Source organism: Thiocystis violascens DSM 198, from assembly GCF_000227745.2.
Lineage (GTDB): Bacteria > Pseudomonadota > Gammaproteobacteria > Chromatiales > Chromatiaceae > Chromatium > Chromatium violascens.
The window spans coordinates 402,830-423,151 of sequence record NC_018012.1; the positions used below are offsets into that span (position 1 = coordinate 402,830).

The window sequence follows — 20,322 nt, forward strand, 5'->3', positions numbered from 1 at the left end:
CAGCCGTGATTGATGCGCAGGATTACGCCGAGTTTTCCCGATTCCTCTCCGACTGTTGCGGTCTGGTGCTCGGCGAGAACCGCCAATATCTCGTCTCCAGTCGTCTGTCGCGTCTGCTCGACGAATTTTCGTTCGCGAAAGTTGAAGATTTGCTGAAGGCGTTGCGGCGTTCCGCCAATCCCACGCTGAAATCCCGCGTGATCGATGCGATGACGACCAACGAGACATCCTGGTTTCGCGATAACTATCCCTTTGATATCCTTCGTCAAATCGTGCTTCCTGAACTGGCGGCCAAGCAAAAGCCGATCCGGATCTGGTCGGCGGCCTGCTCCAGCGGCCAGGAGCCCTACAGCATCTCCATGATCGTTGCGGAATGGGAAGGAAGCTATCCGCCCAAGACCGCGAGCGTCAGTATTTTGGCGACGGATCTTTCGGAAAGCGTGCTGGCCGATGCCCGCGCCGGTGTCTATGACGGGCTGAGCATCGTGCGCGGACTCAGTCCCGAGCGTCGGCAGCGTTTTTTCGAGTCGATCGAGAACGGGCATCGGATCAAGCCGGAGATTCAGCGCCGGGTGCGTTTTCAGAAGCTCAATCTGATGGAATCCTACGCGACGCTCGGTAAATTCGACATCGTCTTCTGTCGCAACGTCCTGATCTATTTTTCGGCCGAAACCAAGCGTCGGATCTTTGACGGAATCGCCCGTCAGATGGATCCTGGCGGCTATCTGTTTGTCGGCGCGTCCGAAGCGGTCGGCTCCTACACCGAAGCCTTCGAGATTCTGCGCACGCCGCAAGGCTCCATGCTGCGTCGGCGTTAAACCGCGTCTAGAGCGAAATGCGTAATTTTCAGTTTGTGTTTGATTTTGGGGATTTTATCGACATCGGTGGAGACGCGGTTTAGACGATTTCCTGAAAAGTTCATCTCTGCGCTCGGATCGAATAGACAGGATTTCGCAGGATGAACAGGATAGAAGTCATTGTTTTCAACCCTGTGAATCTTGAAAAATCCTGTTAATCTCGTCCATTTGAAGCGTTGATTCCGATAGGAATTTCCCCGGAAATCGCCCTAAACCGCGTCCGGTATGACGACTGGTTGGCGGTTTAAATCCGGTCACTGGAAGCCTTGCTTTCGCTTTTCCCTCCCGCGTCTACTGGCGCGCGGCTTGCATGATCTCCCGCAAAGAGATTGACGGGTCATTGCAACCCATGAGCCGCACCCATGAGCCTTTCACTCGATAAAGCCTTTGGCATCTTGCCAGCGTCGGTCAAGCTTCAGGATCGGCGCGGCGAATTGCTGGCCTCCAATCTGGCCAACGCCGATACCCCGAACTACAAATCACGCGATTACGATTTCAGGGGCACCCTGGCGGCGATCGAAGGCCGGGGCAAGGGGTTGGCATTAGCCCAAACGCAATCCAATCACCTGCCGCTGCCCGGTCAACCGGACGTCAATACCGTGCCCGATATGCTCTATCGCATTCCCGCGCAGCCGGCCCTCGACGGCAATACCGTCGACCCGCAGCTGGAGCGGGCGGCCTTTGCCGAAAACGCCATGCATTATCAGAGCACGCTTGAATTCCTGAATCGACGCGTGTCGGGTATCCGCGCCGCCCTGCGAAAGGAATAACGCCATGAGCAATCTGTTCAGCATCTTCAATACCTCGGCCTCGGCGCTCACGGCGCAATCGATCCGGCTCAATACCGTGGCCTCCAATCTGGCCAACGCCAGTACCGCCGCCAAGACGCCGGAAGAGACCTACAAGTCGAAACAGGTTCTGTTCCAGACGATTCTGGACCGAGAGGATCCTGATCGGGCCGCCATGCCGGTGCGGGTTGCTGACATCGTCGACTCTCCGGCGCTGCCCATCCCGACCTATGAGCCGAATCACCCCCAGGCCAATGATGACGGCTATGTCTTTCGGCCCGCGATCAGCGTGGTCGAGGAAATGGCCAACATGATGTCGGCCTCGCGCAGTTACGAGGCCAATGTGGAAGTCATGAATACCACGCGGCAATTATTGGAACGCACGCTGCGGGTCGGTCAGAGTTAAACCGCGTGCAGTGTGAATCAACCGTGACGTGCGTTGCGCAACCCTAGGCGAACGTCCATTGCGCGAACAACGCGCACCCTATTGGATACAGTGTCGGAGAACAGACCATGGCGGAAATATCCTCGGATGTCTTGAGCGGACTGGGGCTGACGAGTTACGGGGCTCAGACCGCCAAGGAGAGCAGCGGCACACTCGGACAATCGGATTTTCTCAAACTGATGACCACGCAACTGGCTACTCAGGATCCGATGAAGCCGATGGAAAACGGCGATTTCCTCAGTCAGATGGCCCAATTCTCGACCGTCACCGGCATTGAGGCGCTGACCGAGAAATTCGGTGCCTTGTCGCTGTCGCTCAATCAGGGGCAGGCGTTACAGGCGGCCGCGCTGGTGGGTAAGGAGGTTCTGTCGCCCGCGACCAAGTCTCAACTGGACGCGGGACAGGGCATGCGGGGGTCGGTCGGGTTAAGCGCGTCGGTGAATCAATTGACGGTTGGTGTCTACGATTCCACTGGCCAACTGATGCAGACTCTGGATTTGGGCGCCCAGGCATCGGGCATGGCCGACTTTACCTGGGATGGACTCACGTCCGATGGGCAGCCCGCGCCCGAGGGTATTTATGAATTTCGCGCCACCGCTTCCAGCGGCGACGCTTCGGCGGCGGTCGAGACCTTTCTTGGAGGTCAGGTGCAAAGTGTGACCGCCGACTACGCCAGCGGCGGTCTGATTCTCAATGTACAGGGTTTGGGCGGGGTCGCATTCGGCGATGTTGCCCGGATTGGCTGAAGCCGGGGATCGTCGCGTTGCGCATTCGCGCCGGTTGAGCGTTAACCACCCAATATTCACGAGGGAGCAACCTCATGGCTTTTAACATCGGATTGAGCGGACTGACCGCTGCGGCCGCGGATCTCAAGGTGACCGGCAACAACATCGCGAATGTCGGCACCATTGGCTTCAAAGGATCCCGCGCCGAGTTCGGCGATATCTTCACCCGGTCCTATGGAACCATCGGCAAAACCAATATCGGTGCCGGGGTGCGGCTGATCTCCAACAGCCAACAGTTTACCCAGGGGACGCTCGAGTTCACCGACAACAGCCTCGATATGTCCATCACCGGCCGCGGCTTTTTCGTTCTGAACAGCGCTGGGAGCGACGATAACGTCTATACCCGCGCCGGTGCCTTCCAGGTTGATAATGAGGGATATATCGTCAATAACGGTTCGCCGCCAATGCGGCTCCAAGGCTTTCCGCCGACCGATCCGACCGATCCCAACAGCCTCTTTCGCACCGGACTGCGGTCCGATATGCAGATCAATCTGGGCGACTCGCCGCCGAATGCGACGGCCGAGATTGCCGCCCAGCTCAATCTGCGTTCGGATGCGTCGAATCCGATCGACGAGACGGTGGTTCCTCAGACGACCCCCCCCACGCTCATCGATCCAACAGTTTTATATGTGGCACCTGTGGTAGATCCAGTAACCGGACTGGTAACAACGCCAGCAGTGCCCGGATTCAACATCGATGACCCCGATACCTACAACTTTTCGACCTCGACCACGATCTATGACTCGTTGGGGACACCGCGTCCCGTGACGATGTATTTCATTAAGGATGAGGTCAATGCGGCTGCTGCAGGCGGTTCCAGTGTGTGGCAGGTCCATGTACAGATGGATGGCGAAAACACGGGCGCCAGTCCTCCGACGTTTCCGACGAACTCGCCAATGCAGTTGGAATTCGATACGAATGGTCTGCTGATTCCACCAACAAGCGCCGATTTAACATTCGACATGACAAAATACGATCCGGTGAATGGCGCCACGGTTGGTGAGGACGATCCGACGCAGCCGGTCCCCCCTCCCTCGACCGTCGGCACCAACATCATTTCGCTCGATTTCACCGGCACGACCCAGTATGGCGAGCGCTATGCCGTGAGTAGCCTGGAACAGGACGGCTACACCACGGGACGCATCACGGGCGTCGACGCCGACGAGGAAGGCGTGCTCTTCATCCGCTATTCCAACGGTCGGGCGCTGCCGCTCGGTCAGGTTGCGCTGGCCGATTTCGACAATCCGCAGGGACTCCAGCAGATCGGCGACACCTCCTGGGCCGAGACCACGGACTCCGGGGGGCCGGTGATCTTCTCGCCCGGCACCGGCAGCCTGGGAAATATCCAGGGCGGTGCGCTGGAGACCGCGAACGTGGACCTGGCGACCGAACTGGTCAACCTGATCACCGCCCAGCGCAACTATCAGGCGAATTCGCAGACCATCAGCGCCGCCAATCAAATCACCCAGACGATTCTGAATATCCGGTAACGCCCACGGGACGCCGGACGCCACGGGCGCGTCCGGCGCGCAGGAGCCGCCCGAGCCGGCCTGACCGCCAGGAGTCACGACCATGGACCGCTTTCTCTATCTCGCGATGTCCGGCGCCAAGGAAAACCTTTACGCGCAGGCCATCAACAACCACAACCTGGCGAACGCCAATACGCATGGCTTTCGTCAGGCGCTCGGAGAAGCCTACACGGCGCCGGTGCGCGGTCCGGTCTACGATTCGCGCGATTACGTCCAGACCGGGAACGAAGCCATCGACTTCACCCACGGCGCGCTCCAGAGCACCGGGCGCGATCTGGATATCGCCATCGAGGGCGAGGGCTTCATCGCCGTCCAGGCACCCGACGGCGGCGAGGCCTATACCCGCGCCGGCAATCTGCACATCGACGCGCTGGGCATGTTGCGCAACGAGCGCGGCCTGCCGGTGCTCGGGGATGGCGGCCCGATCGCCATCCCGCCCAACGAAACCCTGCTCATCGGCACCGATGGAACCATCACCGTGCGGCCCGTGGGCTCGGCGCCGAACGCGCTGGCGGCGGTCGAGCGCATCCGTCTGGTCAATCCGGATGTCAAAAGCCTGAAACGCACCGAGGATGGCCTGATTCGTGCTGGAGATGGTCAAGCCCCGCCCGCGGACGCCAACGTGCGGGTGGTGACCGGGATGCTGGAGACCAGCAACGTGAACACGGTGGCGGCGCTGACCAAGATGATCGAACTCTCCCGCCATTTCGAGATGCAGGTGAAGATGATGGAAAGCGCCAACAATGTGGAACAGAACCACAATCGCCTCCTGGCGATCGGTTAAACCGGGTTCGGCATGACAGGCCCGGTGACGGCGATCTTCGCCTAACGGTGATTCGCGGCGCAGGGCGAGACGCGGTTTCAAGCTTCAAAATTCAATATTTAAACTGCGTCAGCTCCGGCTTTTGCAGGTTCCGGCGAAACCGAATCAAGCGACGAATCATCGTTGCCGTGCCGGACGCAGTTTAACGGAGAGAGACCATGAACCAATCGCTCTGGGTCGCCAAGACCGGGCTCGACGCGCAACAGACCCGCATGACCGTGGTCGCCAATAATCTGGCCAACGTCAACACCAACGGCTTCAAGAAGGGGCGGGCGGTGTTCGAGGATCTGATCTATCAGACCATCCGCCAGCCGGGCGCTCAGGCCACGCAGGAGGCGCAACTGCCCTCCGGACTCACGCTCGGAATGGGCGTGCGCACGGTCGCGACCGAAAAGCTGTTCGGGCAGGGCGGGTTCGTGCAGACCGAAAATTCGCTGGACATGGCCATCGAGGGACGGGGGTTCTTCCAGATCCTCATGCCCAATGGCGACATGGGTTACACCCGCGACGGTACCTTCCAGCTCAATGCCGACGGCGAGATCGTGATGTCCAACGGCTACGCCCTGCAACCGGGGCTGACGGTACCGGCCAACGCGCTGTCGGTCGCCATCGGCAAGGACGGCACCGTGTCCGCGCAACTGCCCGGCGAAGCCGCGCCGCAGGAATTGGGCAACATTCAACTCGCCGATTTCGTCAATCCCGCCGGACTTCAAGCCGTGGGCGAAAACCTCTATCTGGAGAGCGGCGCATCCGGCGCGGCGCAGATCTCCGCCCCTGGCGAGAATGGCGTCGGCACCGTGATGCAGGGCGCCCTGGAGACCAGCAACGTCAACATGGCCGAGGAACTGGTCAACATGATCGAGACCCAGCGCGCCTATGAGGTCAACTCCAAGGCCGTGTCGGCGGCGGACCAGATGTTGCAGTTCGTCAATAACAACCTCGCACGCTAAGCGCCAGACGCGAACGCCATGCAGATCATCCTTACTTTTAGGCAATTTTTGGAAAAGAACTTACCCAGACTGCATCCGTTCGTGGTGAGTCCTGAGCCCGTCGAAGGGTCGAACCATGAACGGATGCAATGTCGGCCTCGGAGCGCGATTTCCGCCCGTCCTTCGACCCTTCGACAAGCCTGTCCTGAGCGAAGCCGAAGGGCTCAGGACTCAGGACGAACGGAAATCGGCAAAGTCATTCCCGGAAATCACCTTGGTCGTTTGGTTCTACTGCTGCTGGCAGCAGGACTCACGGCCTGCAGTACGCTCAATCCGCCGAAACCGGGCGATTCGTCGGAATATCGTCCCACGCCACCGCTCCTGCCGCTCGCCCCGACCGACAATCACGGCGCGATCTTTCAAGCCACGCAGGGCCAGGGTCTGTTTGAAGATTACAAGGCGCGTCGGGTCGGCGATCTGGTCATGGTCGAGTTGGCGGAGCAGACCAACGCCAAAAAGTCGGCGGAAACCACGACCGCCAAGAAGTCCGAGCTGGACATGAATGCGGGCAGTTTGAGCCTTGCCGGGCGTGATGTTCTTCCCGGCGGGCTGTCGCTCTTTAAAGCCTCCAGCAGCGGCGATCGCACCTTCGACGGTTCTGGCGACTCCAGCCAGAGCAACCAGCTCAGTGGCGAGATTACCGTCACCGTCGCCGAGGTGCTGCCGAACGGGAATCTGGTGGTGCAAGGCGAGAAGTGGCTGGGCATCAATCAGGGCAATGAATTCGTGCGTCTGCGCGGCATCATCCGTCCGGTGGACATCAGCGCGGCCAATACCGTGAAATCGACCCAGGTCGCCAACGCCCAGCTCTATTACGGGGGCACGGGGGCGATCCCGGACAGCAACGCGCAAGGTTGGCTCTCGCGCTTTTTCAACAGCCCGATCTGGCCCTTATGAGCCGGGTTCGGGATGACAACGCATTACCGAGGTTTGTCATGAGCAGGATCAGACTCGTCACAAGTATCGCGCTGCTGGCAGGGATTTGCCTCGGATCGGCCAATCTTCTGGCCGGGAACGAATCGGCCTATGACGGTACCGACGACGGCAACTCGATGGGAAGCGAGCGGATCAAGGATCTGGCCAATATCGCCGGCGTGCGCGATAACCAACTGGTCGGCTATGGTCTGGTGGTCGGTCTCAATGGCACCGGCGACCAAACCACCCAGGCGCCCTTTACCGTCCAGAGTCTCAAGAACATGCTGGGTCAGCTTGGCGTGACCATTCCGCCCAATGTCAATCCGCAGCTCAAGAACGTGGCGGCGGTCATGATCACCGCCGACCTCGCGCCTTTCGCCAAGCCTGGGCAGCGCATGGACATCACCGTCTCCTCGCTCGGAAACGCCAAAAGCCTGCGCGGCGGGACGCTCCTGATGACCCCAATGAAGGGCGCCGATGGCCAGGTTTACGCCATGGCTCAGGGCAATCTGACCGTCGGCGGTTTCGGGGTCGGGGGCGACGATGGCAGCAGCATCACCGTCAACGTCCCGAGTGTCGGGCGTATTCCCAACGGCGCCACGGTGGAGCGCGAGGTTCCCAGTAGCTTCGGGCAGGGCGATTCGCTGGTCCTCAATCTCAAGCGTCAGGATTTCACCACCGCCAACCGGATGTCGGAGGTCATTAACGAACGGTTCGGCGGGGATGTCGCGCAACCGCTCGACGGCTCCTCGGTGCAGGTTCGCGCGCCGACCGATATGGGGCAGCGCGTCGCCTTCGTCTCGATGCTCGAAAACCTGTCGGTGGCGACCGGCGATCCGCCGGCGCGGGTGGTCATCAATGCGCGGACCGGCACGATCGTGATCGGCTCCGGCGTCAAGGTGACGCCGGCGGCGGTGTCTCACGGTAACCTGACGGTGACCATCAGCGAAAACCCACAGGTGTCGCAGCCAGGTGCATTCGCGGGCGGCCAGACCGCCATCGTCCCGCAGACCGATATCGCGGTTGAGCAAGACAAAAACCGCATGTTCCTCTTTGCCCCAGGGACTTCATTGGGCGAGATCGTCCAGGCCGTCAACGATGTCGGTGCCGCGCCCGGCGATCTGGTGGCCATCCTCGAAGCCCTGCGTGAAGCCGGTGCCCTGCGCGCCGACCTGGTCGTCATCTGAGCCGCGGCCATGCTGCCCTCCGGCTCCACGACCTTGCTCGGAACTGGCGTCACGAAGGGCGGCGAAACCGCGCTGTCGGCTCCGACCGGATTGGTCAGCGATCCGGCCAGTTTCGGCGCGCTGGCCAAATCCGCCCGCACTGGCAACCGCTCCGGACTGGAGGCCGCCGCGCGGGCCTTCGAGGCGCTGCTGACCGGTCAGATGCTTAAACAGATGCGCTCGGCATCCACGGGTGGCGGGCTGTTCGATTCCGAGCAGACCAAGCTCTACCAGGATCTCCACGACCAACAGTTGACGAGCCTGTTGAGCGAAGGCGAGGGTTTGGGCATCCGCAAGGCGCTGATGCGTCAACTGGCGCCCGAGCAGGCCGCCGGCACCACCGATTTCGCCGCGCGCGATCCCGCGGATCTGCGCATCCCCGAACGCAATCGCTGGCTGAAAAGCCTGCGGCGTCGGGAAGTTGACGCCGCCTCCGCCGACACCGCCGAGACGCTGACGGAGACTGTGTCGTCCACCGTCAACGCCGGCAAAACGGCCAGTTCCGCCATCGTTCCTCAGGGTAAATGGCCGCCGAGCAGTCCCGAGGAATTTCTCGCCTATCTGAAACCCTATGCCGATCAGGCGGCGGAGACGCTCGGCATGGACACCGATGTCTTGTTGGCGCAAAGCGCGCTTGAAACCGGTTGGGGCAAGCATGTGCCACGCCGCGCGGACGGCGGTTCCAGTTTCAACCTCTTCGGCATCAAGGCCGACCGGAGTTGGGAGGGCGACAAGGTCGCGGTCGGCACGCTGGAATACCGCAATGGCGTGGCCCAGCGCGAGCGGGCGCAGTTTCGCGCCTACGCCAGCCCGGCGGATTCGTTCGTCGATTATGTCGCCTTTTTGCGTCGCAACCCGCGCTATCGCGGCGCCCTGGCCAGCACCAACGGCGAGGATTTCATCCGCGGCTTGCAAAAGGCCGGTTATGCGACCGACCCGCGCTACGCGGCTAAAGTTCTTGGGATTCGCGAGCGGCTCGAACGCATGAGCGCCAACGCCGAGTCTCAAGTTTTGTCCACTCAGGCCGATGCAGTGGCAAAGAGTTGAGCGAGCGACTCATGCACACAGGATAATGCAATGAGCATATTGAACATCGGCGTATCCGGTTTGCTGGCCGCGCAGCGGTCCCTGGCGACGACCAGTCACAACATCGCCAATGCGGCGACGGAGGGCTACAGCCGTCAGCGCACCGAATTAGAGAGTCGCGCCCCCCTCTTTCATGGCGGAAGTTATCTCGGTCAGGGAGTTCAGGTCGGAAATGTCCAGCGGATTCAGGATGATATCGTGACAGCGAATCTGCGCGCCAACCTCACGAACAACAGCAACGCCGAGGTGCGCACGGCCTTCGCCGAGCGGGTGGAGAACCTGCTATCGGACGAAAGCACCGGGCTGACCCTGACCCTGCAGAATTATTTCTCCGCCGTCCAGGACGTGGCCAGCGACCCGACCTCGCTCCCGGCCCGCAGCGTCTTGCTGAGCCAGGCCGAGACGCTGTCGGAGCGCTTCGATAATGTCAACGATCAGATTAATGAGCAGCGCGCCATGGTCAACGACCAGATGCGCACCGCCGTCGACGAGATCAATCAATACGCGCAATCCCTGGCCGATCTCAATCGCCGGATCGTCTCGGGCTCCTCGGGGCAGGGCGGCCTGCCCAACGATCTGCTCGATCAGCGCGATCTCGTGCTCAATCGGTTGGCGGAAAAGATCGATGTCAGCGCCGTGCGGCAGGACGATGGCGCGCTCAATGTCTTTATCGGCAGCGGCCAATCGCTGGTCATGGGGGGCAATGCGCGCGAACTGGTGGCCGAGCGCCTGACGGGCGACCCGAACAACCTGGATATCGGCTACCGAACCAGCAACGGCGCGATCGTCGATATCACGCGCTTTATGACCGGGGGCGAGATTGGCGCCTTGGTGGAGACCCGGCGCAGCGTTCTCGATACCGCCCAGAACCAGTTGGGGCTGATCGGTCTGACCCTGGCGACCGAATTCAACGAACAGAACCGACTGGGCCTGGATCTGAACGACGAATTGGGTGGCGACATCTTCAATCTGCCGCAGCCGGATGTCTATTCGCTTCCGGGCAATTCGGTTAATGCCATACCGGCGGTGACCGTCGACGACGTGAACGAGTTGACCGCGAGCGATTACCGCCTGAGTTACAACGGCACGACTTTTCTGCTCACCCGTCAGCCCGAAAACGAGCCTGTGCAGCCCCCCCTCGCGCCCGCGCTGCCCGCGACCGCCGCCACGCCAGCCGGGGGCAACACGGCAACCGGTCAACTCGGGGTGACGGTTGATGACCCCACGGCGCTGCAAGAGACCGACTACACTCTGACCTACGACGGCGCCAATTATCAATTGACGACCAATCCCGGCGGCGTAGCTGTCCCGCTCGTCGCCGATCCGAGCGATGCCACCATCCTCGTCGGCGATGGACTGAACTTTCACACTGGGGATCTCGCGGGCGCCGTAGCGGGCGATAGCTGGACGATTACCTCGGATTACGACCCGGATGTCCTCGTTGGGGATGGCCTGCGTATCGATACCACCGCGATCGCGGCCGCCGCAGCAGGCGACGAGTGGCTGATTCAGCCCACCCGCAACGCGGCCAGCAGGATGACGGTCACCATGACCGACCCAGCTGATCTCGCGGCCATCTCCGGCGCGCTAGAGGATGCCGCCAATACGGGTGAGGCCGACATTGCCGCTCTGCGCGTGACCGCTGCCGGGACGCCGGAGACCTATCTGCCGGCCACCGTGGTCGTTAATGGTGCGGGCGATATTTACAACGTGGTGAGCCCGAGTTATGGCGCGAACGCCGGCGCGGCCACCGTCGAGAGCTTCCGCGTCCTCGATCCGAAGGATGCCGACCTGTTCGCCGCGGCGACCCCGATCACTTACGACTCGACGCAGCAGCAGTTCGTCGTAAACAACGAGCGTTTTGCCCTCGACCCTTCCGGCGTCACCACCATCCGCGCCAACGGTTGGGAACTACAGGTCAGGGGCGAGCCGACCGGCGTCGGCCCGGCCCTCGACGCCTTCACGATCAATGTCACGCCCACCCCCGCGGAGACCCTCCCCACCGCCACCACGACCGTGACCGGCAACGGTTGGGAGATGGATGTTCGCGGCACCCCGGCGGCCTACGATACCTTCACCGTGGATCTCAGCCGGGGACGTCCAGGCGACGCGCGTAACATCCAGGCCATGGCCGAGCTGCAGGACGCACGGGTGGTGGGAGGGGAGACCAGCTTCCAGAACGGCTACACCAATATCCTGGCCGAGGTCGGCAACGAGACGCGCCAGGCGCAGATCGCGCGCGATTCCAGCGCCACCCTGCTGGCGGACGCCCAGGCCCAGCGCGAGTCGGTTTCGGGCGTGAACCTGGACGAGGAGGCGGCCAACATGCTGCGTTTTCAGCAGGCCTATCAGGCCGCGGCGCAGGTCATCGCCGTGACCAGCACCCTGTTCGACACACTCATCGCCGCCACGCGGCGTTAAGGAGGGGTAAGCCGATGCGTATCTCCACACCCCAGATGTTCCAAACCGGCGTCAAGATCATGCAGAACGCGCAGGCGGAGCTCAATCGCACCAGCCAGCAGATGTCCACGGGCCGGCGCATTCTCACGCCCTCCGACGACCCCAGCGGCGCGGCGCTCTCGGTGCAACTGAGCGACGCCATCCATTCGACCAAGCAGTATCAGCGCAATGTCGATTACGCCCAGCCGCGGCTCGAACAGGAGGAGTCGCAGATCGAAGCCGTGCTGAACGCGCTGCAGCGGGTCCGCGAGTTGGCGGTCACCGGCAGCAACGACACCTACAACCGGGATAACCGCGCGGTCATCGCCGGCGAGATCCGTCAGTTGCGCGACGAGATTTACGATCTCGGCAACACCAAGTTCGCCAACGGCGAGTATCTCTTCGCCGGCACGCGCTCGCAGACGGCCCCCTTCGTCATCGCCGATGACGGACAGGTCTCCTACGTCGGCGCCACGGGAGAGGGCGCCGTGCGCGAGGTCGCGATCACCAATACCCGAAAAATGGCGACTGGCGATACCGGCGCGCATCTCCTGATGGAGATCCCCGAGCGGAGCGGGCTGTTGACGGAGGCGGTGCCCAAGGCCACGAATGCGGGCGACCTGGGAGTGACGACGGTCGCGGTCGCTGACCTGGAAGATGCGCTGAACAGCGCCGGCGAGACCTACCGGATTCGCTTCACCGTCCCGGCGGCCCCGGGTGGCGACGTGGAGTACGACATCCTCGATCTCGACGGCAATGCCGTGCGCGACGCCAACGGCGATCTGCTCAGCGGGACGCATGGCTCGGTCGATGCAGGCGGCAACTATGTCACGCCCGTGCCCAACGACCCGATCGTCTTCGCCGGGCGCAGCGTCACCCTCACCGGTGCGCCAACCGCGCCGGACAACGGCGACGAGATCATCTCCCGCCCGATCGAGCGCGTCAGCCTGTTCCAGACGCTCGACAGCATCGCCACCGCCTTCGAGACCGCCGGGACCGATGACGCCGGACGCGAGGCGCTCTCGCGGGCGAGCAGCATCGCCCTGCGCAACATCGACTCCGGCCTCGATCGGTTGAACGATGTTCGTGCCACGGTCGGCGTGCGGATTGCCGCCATGGAGACCCAGACGGACCTGAACGATCAGAACGTCCTGGATCTCACATCCACGCTTTCCGATGTGCGCGACCTCGACTACGCGGACGCCATCAGTCGTTATAAGCTCCAGGAAGTCGCTCTGCAGGCCGCCCAGCAGACCTACGTGCAGGTCAACAAGCTCTCGCTGTTCGATTTTTTGTGAGGCACTTAGAGGGTGTAGACAAAATCAAACCGTTGTGGTCAACCGCCGCAGCAGGATGCGCGCCTCCGCCAGCCAAACCCAGGTTTCGGAGACCGCTGGCAGACGGTCATGATGCATGATCAATCGACGGGCACGCTCATTCCACGCATGGGTGCGCTCGACAACCCAGCGCTTCGGCAGCGGAACGAAGCCGTCGGCGTTGGCGATCACCACTCGGTCAGGCGCCCCGTCCACGTGCCAGGAGCCAACGCTTTTGTTGGCTGGATGGCGCACGACTTCCACGCGGATCGCGTGGGTCTGCTCGGTGGTTTGGGCAAATTGACCGGCGTAGGCGCTATCGACAAACAGCGTGTTGATCTGGGGGTACTTGGCGGCCGCGTCAGCGACGGCGCCCGAGGCGGCATCGCGGTCCTGAAGATTGGCCGCGACCACGCTCACCGCCAACACGAACCCCAAGGTATCGACCACCAGGCTGCGCTTGCGCCCCTTGACCTGCTTGCCCGCATCAAAGCCGCTCGGTCCACCCTGCGGCGAGCCGCGGGTCGATTGCGCATCCAGCACCGCCGCCGTCGGCGCGATCTCACGCCCCTCGCGTTCGCGCCATTGCCCCCGCAGTCGATCATGCATCTGCTCAAACTTCCCAGCCGCACTCCAACGGCGAAACGTCTTGTAGACATTCTGCCAAGGCGCGAAATCGTGCGGCAGCATCCGCCACGCGCACCCCGTGCGCACCACGTAGCAACACGCCTCCAGGATGCTCCGGCGCGACACGCGGGGCGGTTGACCCCGCCCGCCCGGCATCTCAAAGAGAGCGGCGACCAAGTCCCACTCCGCATCGGTCAGACAACTTGGGTAGCTTTGGTCGGGGTCGTGGCGACGATGCGCATCCGTATACCCATACCGACGCGGCGTTGCGCGCGCTTGCGCCTCGAGACCACTCTCGCCCCGGAGGCGCGTGACGCCCGCCTCCCGCAAGGACTTGCGAATCGTTGCTTCATGAGCCTCGATTCCCGTCCGTGCCGCGAGTTCCCGGGCAATCTCTGACAGCGTGGAGGTCGGGCGATCCGTGACAATTTGACGCAATACCGCTTGCTCCGCCTCGTGAATCTTGGGGGGACGACCAGCTTTCGACATCAGCGCACACCAGCTCAGTTGTAGACTGGTATACAAATAGCAGCTCAATTATTTTTGTCTACACCCTCTTAGGATGGCTGGCTGTTGCCTAAGGCACCATAGGCCTTGCGCATCCGGTTTTGCTTTCCCGCCCGTAAACCCGCGCGCGTCTCGACCAGCGCCTGACCCAATACGCGCCGTCGGGCGTCCGCTCGCGCGGCAATGAAGCTCTCCTGTTCGCGCACCTTGCTCAGTTCCAGTGTCTGCTCCTTGGTCAGGGGTTCGCTGCCTGCCCGTTCGACGATCCGCTCGATCAGCGGCGCGCGCCGTTTCTGTATCTTTTCGACCAATGTCCAATCGTCCTTCATCGCGGCCTGTTGCATCTGGCCGGTTGCCGCGCAAAGTTCATGGAGCAGATCCGTTACAGTAGACATGCGAGTTCTCCGGCTATTTTCAGAGGCGATTTCAGTTGCGGATGATGACACGAACGCATCAAGTTCCGTCGCAAGACATTCCCGATCAACGGCCCCTGGCCATCCTGTTGATGGGACCGACCGCCTCCGGCAAGACCGATCTGGCCGTCGAATTGGTCCGGCGCCTGCCATGCGACATCGTCAGCGTCGATTCGGCCATGGTCTATCGCGGCATGGATATCGGGACAGCCAAACCCGGCCCCGAGATCCTGGCCGAGGCGCCGCATCGACTGATTGACATTTTGGACCCGGCCGATGCCTATTCGACCGCGCGTTTTCGCGCCGATGCCCTGGCGGCGATGGCCGAGATTGTCGCGCAGGGTCGCATTCCGCTGCTGGTCGGCGGAACCATGCTGTATTTTCGCGCTCTACAGCAAGGCTTGGCCTGGCTGCCGAGCGCCGATCCCGAGGTCCGTCGCGCGCTCCTGGAGGAGTCCGCCTTGCTTGGTTGGCCGGCCATGCACGACCGTTTGGCCCGCGTCGATCCCGATTCCGCGCGCCAGATCCATCCGAACGATCCGCAACGCATCCAGCGCGCACTGGAGGTCCATGTCCTCACTGGCCGTTCGATGAGCGAACTGATCCGATCCGCCGGAGTATCCCAGCAACTTCCGTACCGGTTGCTGAAGCTGATCCGCGCGCCCCTGGAGCGCAGTGTCCTGCACGCGCGGATCGAACGGCGCTTTCGCGCCATGCTGGATCAGGGGCTGGTAGAGGAGGTGGCGGGTCTGCTGGAACGTGGCGATCTGAACGAGGATCTGCCATCGATGCGGTGCGTGGGGTATCGGCAGGTCTTGAAATATTTGCGGGAAGAGTACAAATGGGATCAAATGCTGCACTGCGGTATCGCGGCATCGAGACAACTCGCCAAACGTCAATTGACCTGGCTCCGTCCGGAGCCCGCCGCCCATTGGCTGGCCGACGATCCAGCCCCGTTGGAGCAGGCGCTGGCGCTGATTGAGCAGGCCACGATTGCATCATAATGATACTGACCACTGACCACTGACCACTGACCACTGACCACTGACCACTGACCACTGACCACTGACCACTGACCACTGACCACTGACCACTGACCACTGACCACTGACCACTGACCACTGACCACTGACCACTGACCACTGACCACTCTTTCGTTGGGTGTGCCTGTCCCGGCTGCAACCCAACGGATCCTTTCGTGGACCCGAATCGGGGCCACGGATTTTCAAGCCGGGCATTCATGCCAAGCAACAACAAGAAGGAGATAACCCCATGTCCAAGGGCCAAAGCCTGCAAGACCCCTTTCTCAACGCACTACGGAAGGAGCGCGTTCCCGTGTCGATCTTTCTGGTCAATGGCATCAAATTGCAGGGGCAGATCGAATCCTTCGATCAATTCGTGGTTTTGCTGAAGAACAATGTCAGCCAGATGATCTATAAACACGCGATTTCGACCGTGGTGCCCGCCCGTAACGTCAAGTTGCCACTCGCCGACGACGCACTGCCTGAGCCAGACCTGCTAGAGCCAGGCAATCGTTGAAAGCGACGACACACGTTTCAGCCGGGCACGGAACGCCCGCTCCGTCCGGGGGCTCGCTCGTGTTCGAGCGCCCCAAACTTGGCGAGCGGGCGGTGCTGGTGCATCTGGATATTGGTTCGACCGTCTTGCCGGACGAGCGCGAGGAGTTCGCGCTTCTAGCGACGGCGGCCGGCGCCGAAGTCGTTGGCACCCTGGGCGGCTCGCGCGCGGTGCCCGATCCGCGACTCTTCGTCGGGACCGGCAAGGCCGAGGAACTCAAGTCAATGGTCGCGGCGCTCGATGCCGATCTGGCGATCTTCAACCATCCCCTGTCGCCAGCCCAGGAACGCAATCTGGAGCGTCTGCTGCAATGTCGGGTGGTGGATCGTTCAGGTCTGATCCTGGATATCTTCGCGCAGCGCGCGCGCTCGTTCGAGGGCAAGCTCCAGGTCGAGCTGGCGCAACTCAAGCATCTGTCCACCCGTCTGGTGCGGGGCTGGACCCATCTGGAGCGCCAGAAGGGTGGTATCGGTCTGCGCGGCCCCGGCGAGACCCAGCTTGAAACCGATCGGCGCCTGCTTTCCAAGCGGGTGGACACGCTCGACCGGCGTCTGGAGCGCATCGAGGTTCAGCGCGCCCAGGGCCGCAAGGCGCGGGCCAGAGCCGAGCTGCCGGTGATCTCGCTCGTCGGCTATACCAACGCCGGCAAGTCGACCCTCTTTAATCAATTGACCGCGGCGGGCGTCTTCGAGGCCGACCAGTTGTTCGCGACCCTGGATCCGACCCTGCGGCGTCTCGCGCTGCCGAGCGGCGGACGGGTGTTGGTCGCCGATACCGTCGGATTTGTCAGTCACCTGCCGCATGAATTGGTCGCCGCCTTCCGCTCGACCCTGGAAGAGGCCCGCAACGCCAATCTGCTGCTGCATGTCGTGGACGCGGCGGCCATCCAGCGCGCGCGCCAGATCGACGATGTGGAACACGTCCTGGCCGACATCGGCTGCGACGAATTGCCGCGCCTGGAGGTCTTCAACAAAATCGACCTGCTCGATGACGCCTTGCCGCGCACCGAGCGCGACGCGAACGGCATGCCGACCCGCGTCTGGCTGTCGGCCCGCACGGGCGCGGGCATCGAGGCTCTCCTGATGGCGCTGGGCGAACTGACCGGCGGCAGCCAAACGCGGAAGCGTTTTCGTCTGGAGCCAGGCGACGGCAAACTCCGGGCCTGGCTCTTCGAGCATGCGCGGGTGCTGTCGGACCAGCCGGTCGAGACGGGTGGCTGGACCATCGAGTTCGTCGTCGGGAGCGCTCAGCTCGACCGGCTTCTGGCCACCGACGATGCGCTGCGACGGCGACTGCATGCGCTCTCCCGTTAAACCGCGCCCAGCGCGGTATGCGCTGTTTTTGCATTAGACCGGCCCCGGCAGAATCAACGACCGCTGGAGCTTGCGCGGTTTAACTTATTAAAAAATATAAATTTCAAACCGCGTCTCACCGAGATCGAGGACATCTCCACAGCTAGGCACAAAATGAGAATTACGCATTCCGCTCTGGCCGCGGTTTAGCGGCTTATTTGCCGTTACCCGGTCGGTCACATACAATCGGACCCTCGTCCGGTTCTCGTCGCGCGCCTTGACGCTGCCCGAACTTGATATCGATCGCCAGCGTCGGCACCTATACTCCCAAGCTAAAGACGGGCAAGATCATTGATGTCTTTCGCAACCGTGTTTGATAGGCCATTCGAGCAGTGGCCGTCCCAAACACCCCCATACCTTGAAACATGAACAGACGGAGTAGCTATGGCCTGGAATGAGCCAGGTGGCGGTAACCAAGACCCTTGGAGCGGCAAGAGCGGCGGCGATCAAGGTCCACCCGACCTCGATGAAGTCGTGCGCAAGCTTCAGGAGCGACTCGGCGGATTATTCGGCGGCAACAAGCCCCCGGGGAACGGTTCCTCTGGCGGTGGCTCCGGAATCGGTCTGCCGGGCGGTCAGTTCAGCTCGCGAGCCATTGGTATTATTGTCGGCGTTCTGGTCGTCGTCTGGCTGGCCTCCGGAATCTACATCGTCGAGCCCGCCGAGCGCGGCGTCGTCATGCGGTTCGGACGCTATGTCGATACCACCGGCCCCGGTCCGCACTGGCATATCCCGATGCCGATCGAGTCGGTCGTCAAGGTCAATGTCGACGAAATTTCCACCTTCAGTCATCGCGCGGCGATGTTGACCCAGGACGAGAATATCGTCGAGGTCGAACTGACCGTGCAGTCGCGCATTCAGGACGCCGCCGATTATCTGTTCCAGGACCAGGATCCGGAGAAGACCCTCAATGACGCCACCGTGACGGTGGTGCGGGTCACCATCGGGCAGAGCAAGCTCGACTATGTCATGACCGAGGGGCGTGGCGCGGTGGCGGTCACCATCAAGGAACGCATCCAGGCCTTGATGGATCAGTATCGAACTGGCCTGGTCGTGACCTCCGTCAACATGCAGCCGGCCAAGCCGCCGGATCAGGTCAAGGCGGCCTTCGATGACGCCATCAAGGCGCGCGAGGACAAAGAACGGCTCGAAAATCAGGCCGAGGCCTATTCCAACGAAGTGCTTCCGCAGGCGCGTGGCGCGGCGGCGCGCATCCTGGCCGACGCCAAGGCGTATCGCGACAAGGTGATCGCCGAATCCGAGGGCGAGGCATCGCGCTTCACGGCGGTCCTGACGCAGTACGCCAAGGCCCCCGAGGTGACCCGTCAGCGTCTGTATCTGGAGACAATGGAACAGGTGTTCACCGAGAACAGCAAGGTTCTACTCGACGTCCAGGATGGCGCGAACAGTCTTCTCTATCTGCCGGTCGAACAACTCATGAAACAGCGTCAGATGCCGGTCGAACCCGCGCGGACCGAGCCGGTTGGCGCCTTGCATGTACCGGAGAACATCGATCCTCCTCAACGGGTGGTCGATCGCGATCGGAGGTCGCGTTGATGAGCCAGTCCAATCAATTAAAGACCTTTGTTCCCGTCGGCCTCGCCGCGCTGGTGATCTTTCTCTATGCCTTTACCTTCGTGGTCCGGGAATACGAGGTCGCCATCAAGCTGCGTCTCGGCGAAATCATCTCGGACGACTATCGCGCGGGTCTTCATTTCAAGATCCCGATTCTCAACCAGATCAAGACGTTCGACCGCCGCATCCAGACTCTGGATTCGCAGCCGGAGCGCTTTTTGACGATCGAGAAAAAGGACGTGATCGTCGATTCCTACGCAAAATGGCGGATCGCGAATGCCGCCCAGTTCTACCGTTCCACCGGCGGTATCAGTGCCCGCACCAGTCGGCTGCTCTCGGAGCGCATCAATACCAGTCTGCGCGACGAATTCGGCAAGCGGACCATCCAGGAAGTCGTCTCGGACGATCGTCTCGCCTTGATGGATATCCTGACCAAGGAGGTCAACGCCAATGCGAGCGATCTGGGTGTCGAGGTCGTCGATATTCGGGTCAAGAAGATCGACCTGCCGCCGGAAGTTAGCGAATCCGTGTATCAGCGCATGCGCGCCGAGCGTGAACGGGTGGCGCGCGATCTGCGGGCCAAGGGCGCGGAGGCTGCGGAGCGGATTCGCGCCGATGCCGACCGGCAGCGCACCGTCATTGTTGCCGAGGCATACAAGGAATCCGAGGAACTGCGGGGCGAGGGCGATGCCCGCGCGACTGAAATCTATGCCGCGGCCTTCAATCAGGATCCCAGCTTTTATGCCTTTTACCGCAGCCTGAATGCCTATCGGACAACCTTCGGCAAGGGCGGCGACATGATGGTTCTGGAGCCTGATTCCGAGTTTTTCCGCTTCTTTCGCGAGTCGTCCGGGCAACCCTAAAGGCGCCCCGCCTCTCTCTGAGTGCCAACGCAAGCTGTTCGTGGCTCGATGCGTCTGTTCGAGGCGACGTCGGACTTGCCACGAACGGCTTCAGGCGGGGCGAATGGCATGCGCTTTTTCGGAAATCGCCTTAACCTAATGCCATTGACCCCGCCGCTGGACACGCGCCATGACCCCGGAGCAGTTCGTCGCCAAATGGACCGGCGTCA

20 protein-coding genes are annotated in these 20,322 nt (G+C 62.0%); 17 read left to right on the forward strand and 3 right to left on the reverse strand.

Annotation, left to right across the window (positions count from 1 at the left end; all coding sequences use genetic code 11):
• Positions 1–5 precede the first annotated feature (5 nt).
• From THIVI_RS01910 to flgL, 12 genes are all read left to right on the forward strand, one after another.
• Entirely contained in the window at positions 6–818 is an 813-nt protein-coding gene (locus THIVI_RS01910; RefSeq protein WP_014776965.1) for a CheR family methyltransferase, read from the forward strand.
• Between the two features lie 401 nt (positions 819–1,219).
• A complete protein-coding gene (flgB, locus tag THIVI_RS01915; protein ID WP_014776967.1) occupies positions 1,220–1,627 on the forward strand; it encodes a flagellar basal body rod protein FlgB in 408 nt (135 codons plus the stop codon).
• 4 nt (positions 1,628–1,631) lie between these two features.
• Positions 1,632–2,051: a flagellar basal body rod protein FlgC gene (flgC, locus tag THIVI_RS01920; RefSeq protein ID WP_014776968.1), complete on the forward strand. Its 420-nt coding sequence runs from the start codon at positions 1,632–1,634 to the stop codon at positions 2,049–2,051.
• 107 nt (positions 2,052–2,158) lie between these two features.
• Positions 2,159–2,836 carry a flagellar hook assembly protein FlgD gene (locus THIVI_RS01925; RefSeq protein WP_014776969.1) on the forward strand — a complete coding sequence of 226 codons (678 nt, stop codon included), beginning with the start codon at positions 2,159–2,161 and terminating at the stop codon, positions 2,834–2,836.
• 74 nt (positions 2,837–2,910) lie between these two features.
• Positions 2,911–4,365 carry a flagellar hook protein FlgE gene (locus tag THIVI_RS01930; RefSeq protein WP_014776970.1) on the forward strand — a complete coding sequence of 485 codons (1,455 nt, stop codon included), beginning with the start codon at positions 2,911–2,913 and terminating at the stop codon, positions 4,363–4,365.
• Between the two features lie 82 nt (positions 4,366–4,447).
• Entirely contained in the window at positions 4,448–5,188 is a 741-nt protein-coding gene (locus tag THIVI_RS01935; RefSeq protein WP_014776971.1) for a flagellar basal body rod protein FlgF, read from the forward strand.
• 197 nt (positions 5,189–5,385) lie between these two features.
• Entirely contained in the window at positions 5,386–6,177 is a 792-nt protein-coding gene (flgG, locus tag THIVI_RS01940; RefSeq protein ID WP_014776972.1) for a flagellar basal-body rod protein FlgG, read from the forward strand.
• Positions 6,178–6,438: 261 nt separating this feature from the next.
• Positions 6,439–7,113 (forward strand): flagellar basal body L-ring protein FlgH, encoded by a 675-nt coding sequence (gene flgH / locus THIVI_RS01945; protein WP_014776973.1) that lies wholly within the window; start codon positions 6,439–6,441, stop codon positions 7,111–7,113.
• Positions 7,114–7,151: 38 nt separating this feature from the next.
• Positions 7,152–8,318 carry a flagellar basal body P-ring protein FlgI gene (locus THIVI_RS01950; protein WP_014776974.1) on the forward strand — a complete coding sequence of 389 codons (1,167 nt, stop codon included), beginning with the start codon at positions 7,152–7,154 and terminating at the stop codon, positions 8,316–8,318.
• A gap of 9 nt (positions 8,319–8,327) precedes the next feature.
• Positions 8,328–9,404, forward strand: coding sequence for a flagellar assembly peptidoglycan hydrolase FlgJ (gene flgJ, locus THIVI_RS01955; RefSeq protein WP_014776975.1), 1,077 nt, complete (start codon positions 8,328–8,330; stop codon positions 9,402–9,404).
• A 30-nt stretch (positions 9,405–9,434) separates the two neighbouring features.
• The gene (gene flgK, locus THIVI_RS22445; protein ID WP_014776976.1) at positions 9,435–11,864 is read left to right on the forward strand and encodes a flagellar hook-associated protein FlgK; all 2,430 of its coding nucleotides are present in this window, start codon (positions 9,435–9,437) and stop codon (positions 11,862–11,864) included.
• Between the two features lie 14 nt (positions 11,865–11,878).
• On the forward strand, positions 11,879–13,180 hold the full coding sequence (gene flgL / locus THIVI_RS01965) for a flagellar hook-associated protein FlgL (RefSeq protein WP_014776977.1): 1,302 nt from the start codon (positions 11,879–11,881) through the stop codon (positions 13,178–13,180).
• Positions 13,181–13,204: 24 nt separating this feature from the next.
• On the opposite strand, the gene THIVI_RS01970 is transcribed toward flgL, so the two are convergent.
• Positions 13,205–14,314, reverse strand: a complete 1,110-nt coding sequence (locus tag THIVI_RS01970) for an IS5 family transposase (RefSeq protein WP_041447215.1) — start codon at positions 14,312–14,314, stop codon at positions 13,205–13,207.
• 68 nt (positions 14,315–14,382) lie between these two features.
• The gene (locus tag THIVI_RS01975; protein ID WP_014776978.1) at positions 14,383–14,727 is read right to left on the reverse strand and encodes a flagellar protein FliT; all 345 of its coding nucleotides are present in this window, start codon (positions 14,725–14,727) and stop codon (positions 14,383–14,385) included.
• A gap of 44 nt (positions 14,728–14,771) precedes the next feature.
• Between THIVI_RS01975 and miaA the strand changes: the two genes are divergently transcribed.
• Positions 14,772–15,749 carry a tRNA (adenosine(37)-N6)-dimethylallyltransferase MiaA gene (gene miaA / locus THIVI_RS01980; protein ID WP_083845810.1) on the forward strand — a complete coding sequence of 326 codons (978 nt, stop codon included), beginning with the start codon at positions 14,772–14,774 and terminating at the stop codon, positions 15,747–15,749.
• Here miaA and THIVI_RS26235 read toward each other — a convergent pair.
• Complete coding sequence (locus THIVI_RS26235) at positions 15,744–15,983, reverse strand: hypothetical protein (protein WP_425358602.1); 240 nt, start codon at positions 15,981–15,983, stop codon at positions 15,744–15,746. The two genes, miaA and THIVI_RS26235, sit on opposite strands and share 6 nt — an antisense overlap.
• Before the next feature lie 34 nt (positions 15,984–16,017).
• Here THIVI_RS26235 and hfq point away from each other — a divergent pair, with 34 nt between their 5' ends.
• The 4 genes from hfq (at position 16,018) to hflC (ending at position 20,113) form a co-directional block, all read left to right on the forward strand.
• Entirely contained in the window at positions 16,018–16,284 is a 267-nt protein-coding gene (gene hfq / locus THIVI_RS01985) for an RNA chaperone Hfq (RefSeq protein ID WP_014776980.1), read from the forward strand.
• A gap of 59 nt (positions 16,285–16,343) precedes the next feature.
• A complete protein-coding gene (gene hflX / locus THIVI_RS01990; protein WP_041446775.1) occupies positions 16,344–17,636 on the forward strand; it encodes a ribosome rescue GTPase HflX in 1,293 nt (430 codons plus the stop codon).
• A gap of 423 nt (positions 17,637–18,059) precedes the next feature.
• On the forward strand, positions 18,060–19,232 hold the full coding sequence (hflK, locus tag THIVI_RS01995) for an FtsH protease activity modulator HflK (protein ID WP_014776982.1): 1,173 nt from the start codon (positions 18,060–18,062) through the stop codon (positions 19,230–19,232).
• Positions 19,232–20,113, forward strand: a complete 882-nt coding sequence (hflC, locus tag THIVI_RS02000) for a protease modulator HflC (RefSeq protein ID WP_014776983.1) — start codon at positions 19,232–19,234, stop codon at positions 20,111–20,113. Before hflK ends, hflC begins: the two co-directional genes overlap by 1 nt.
• Positions 20,114–20,322 lie beyond the last annotated feature (209 nt).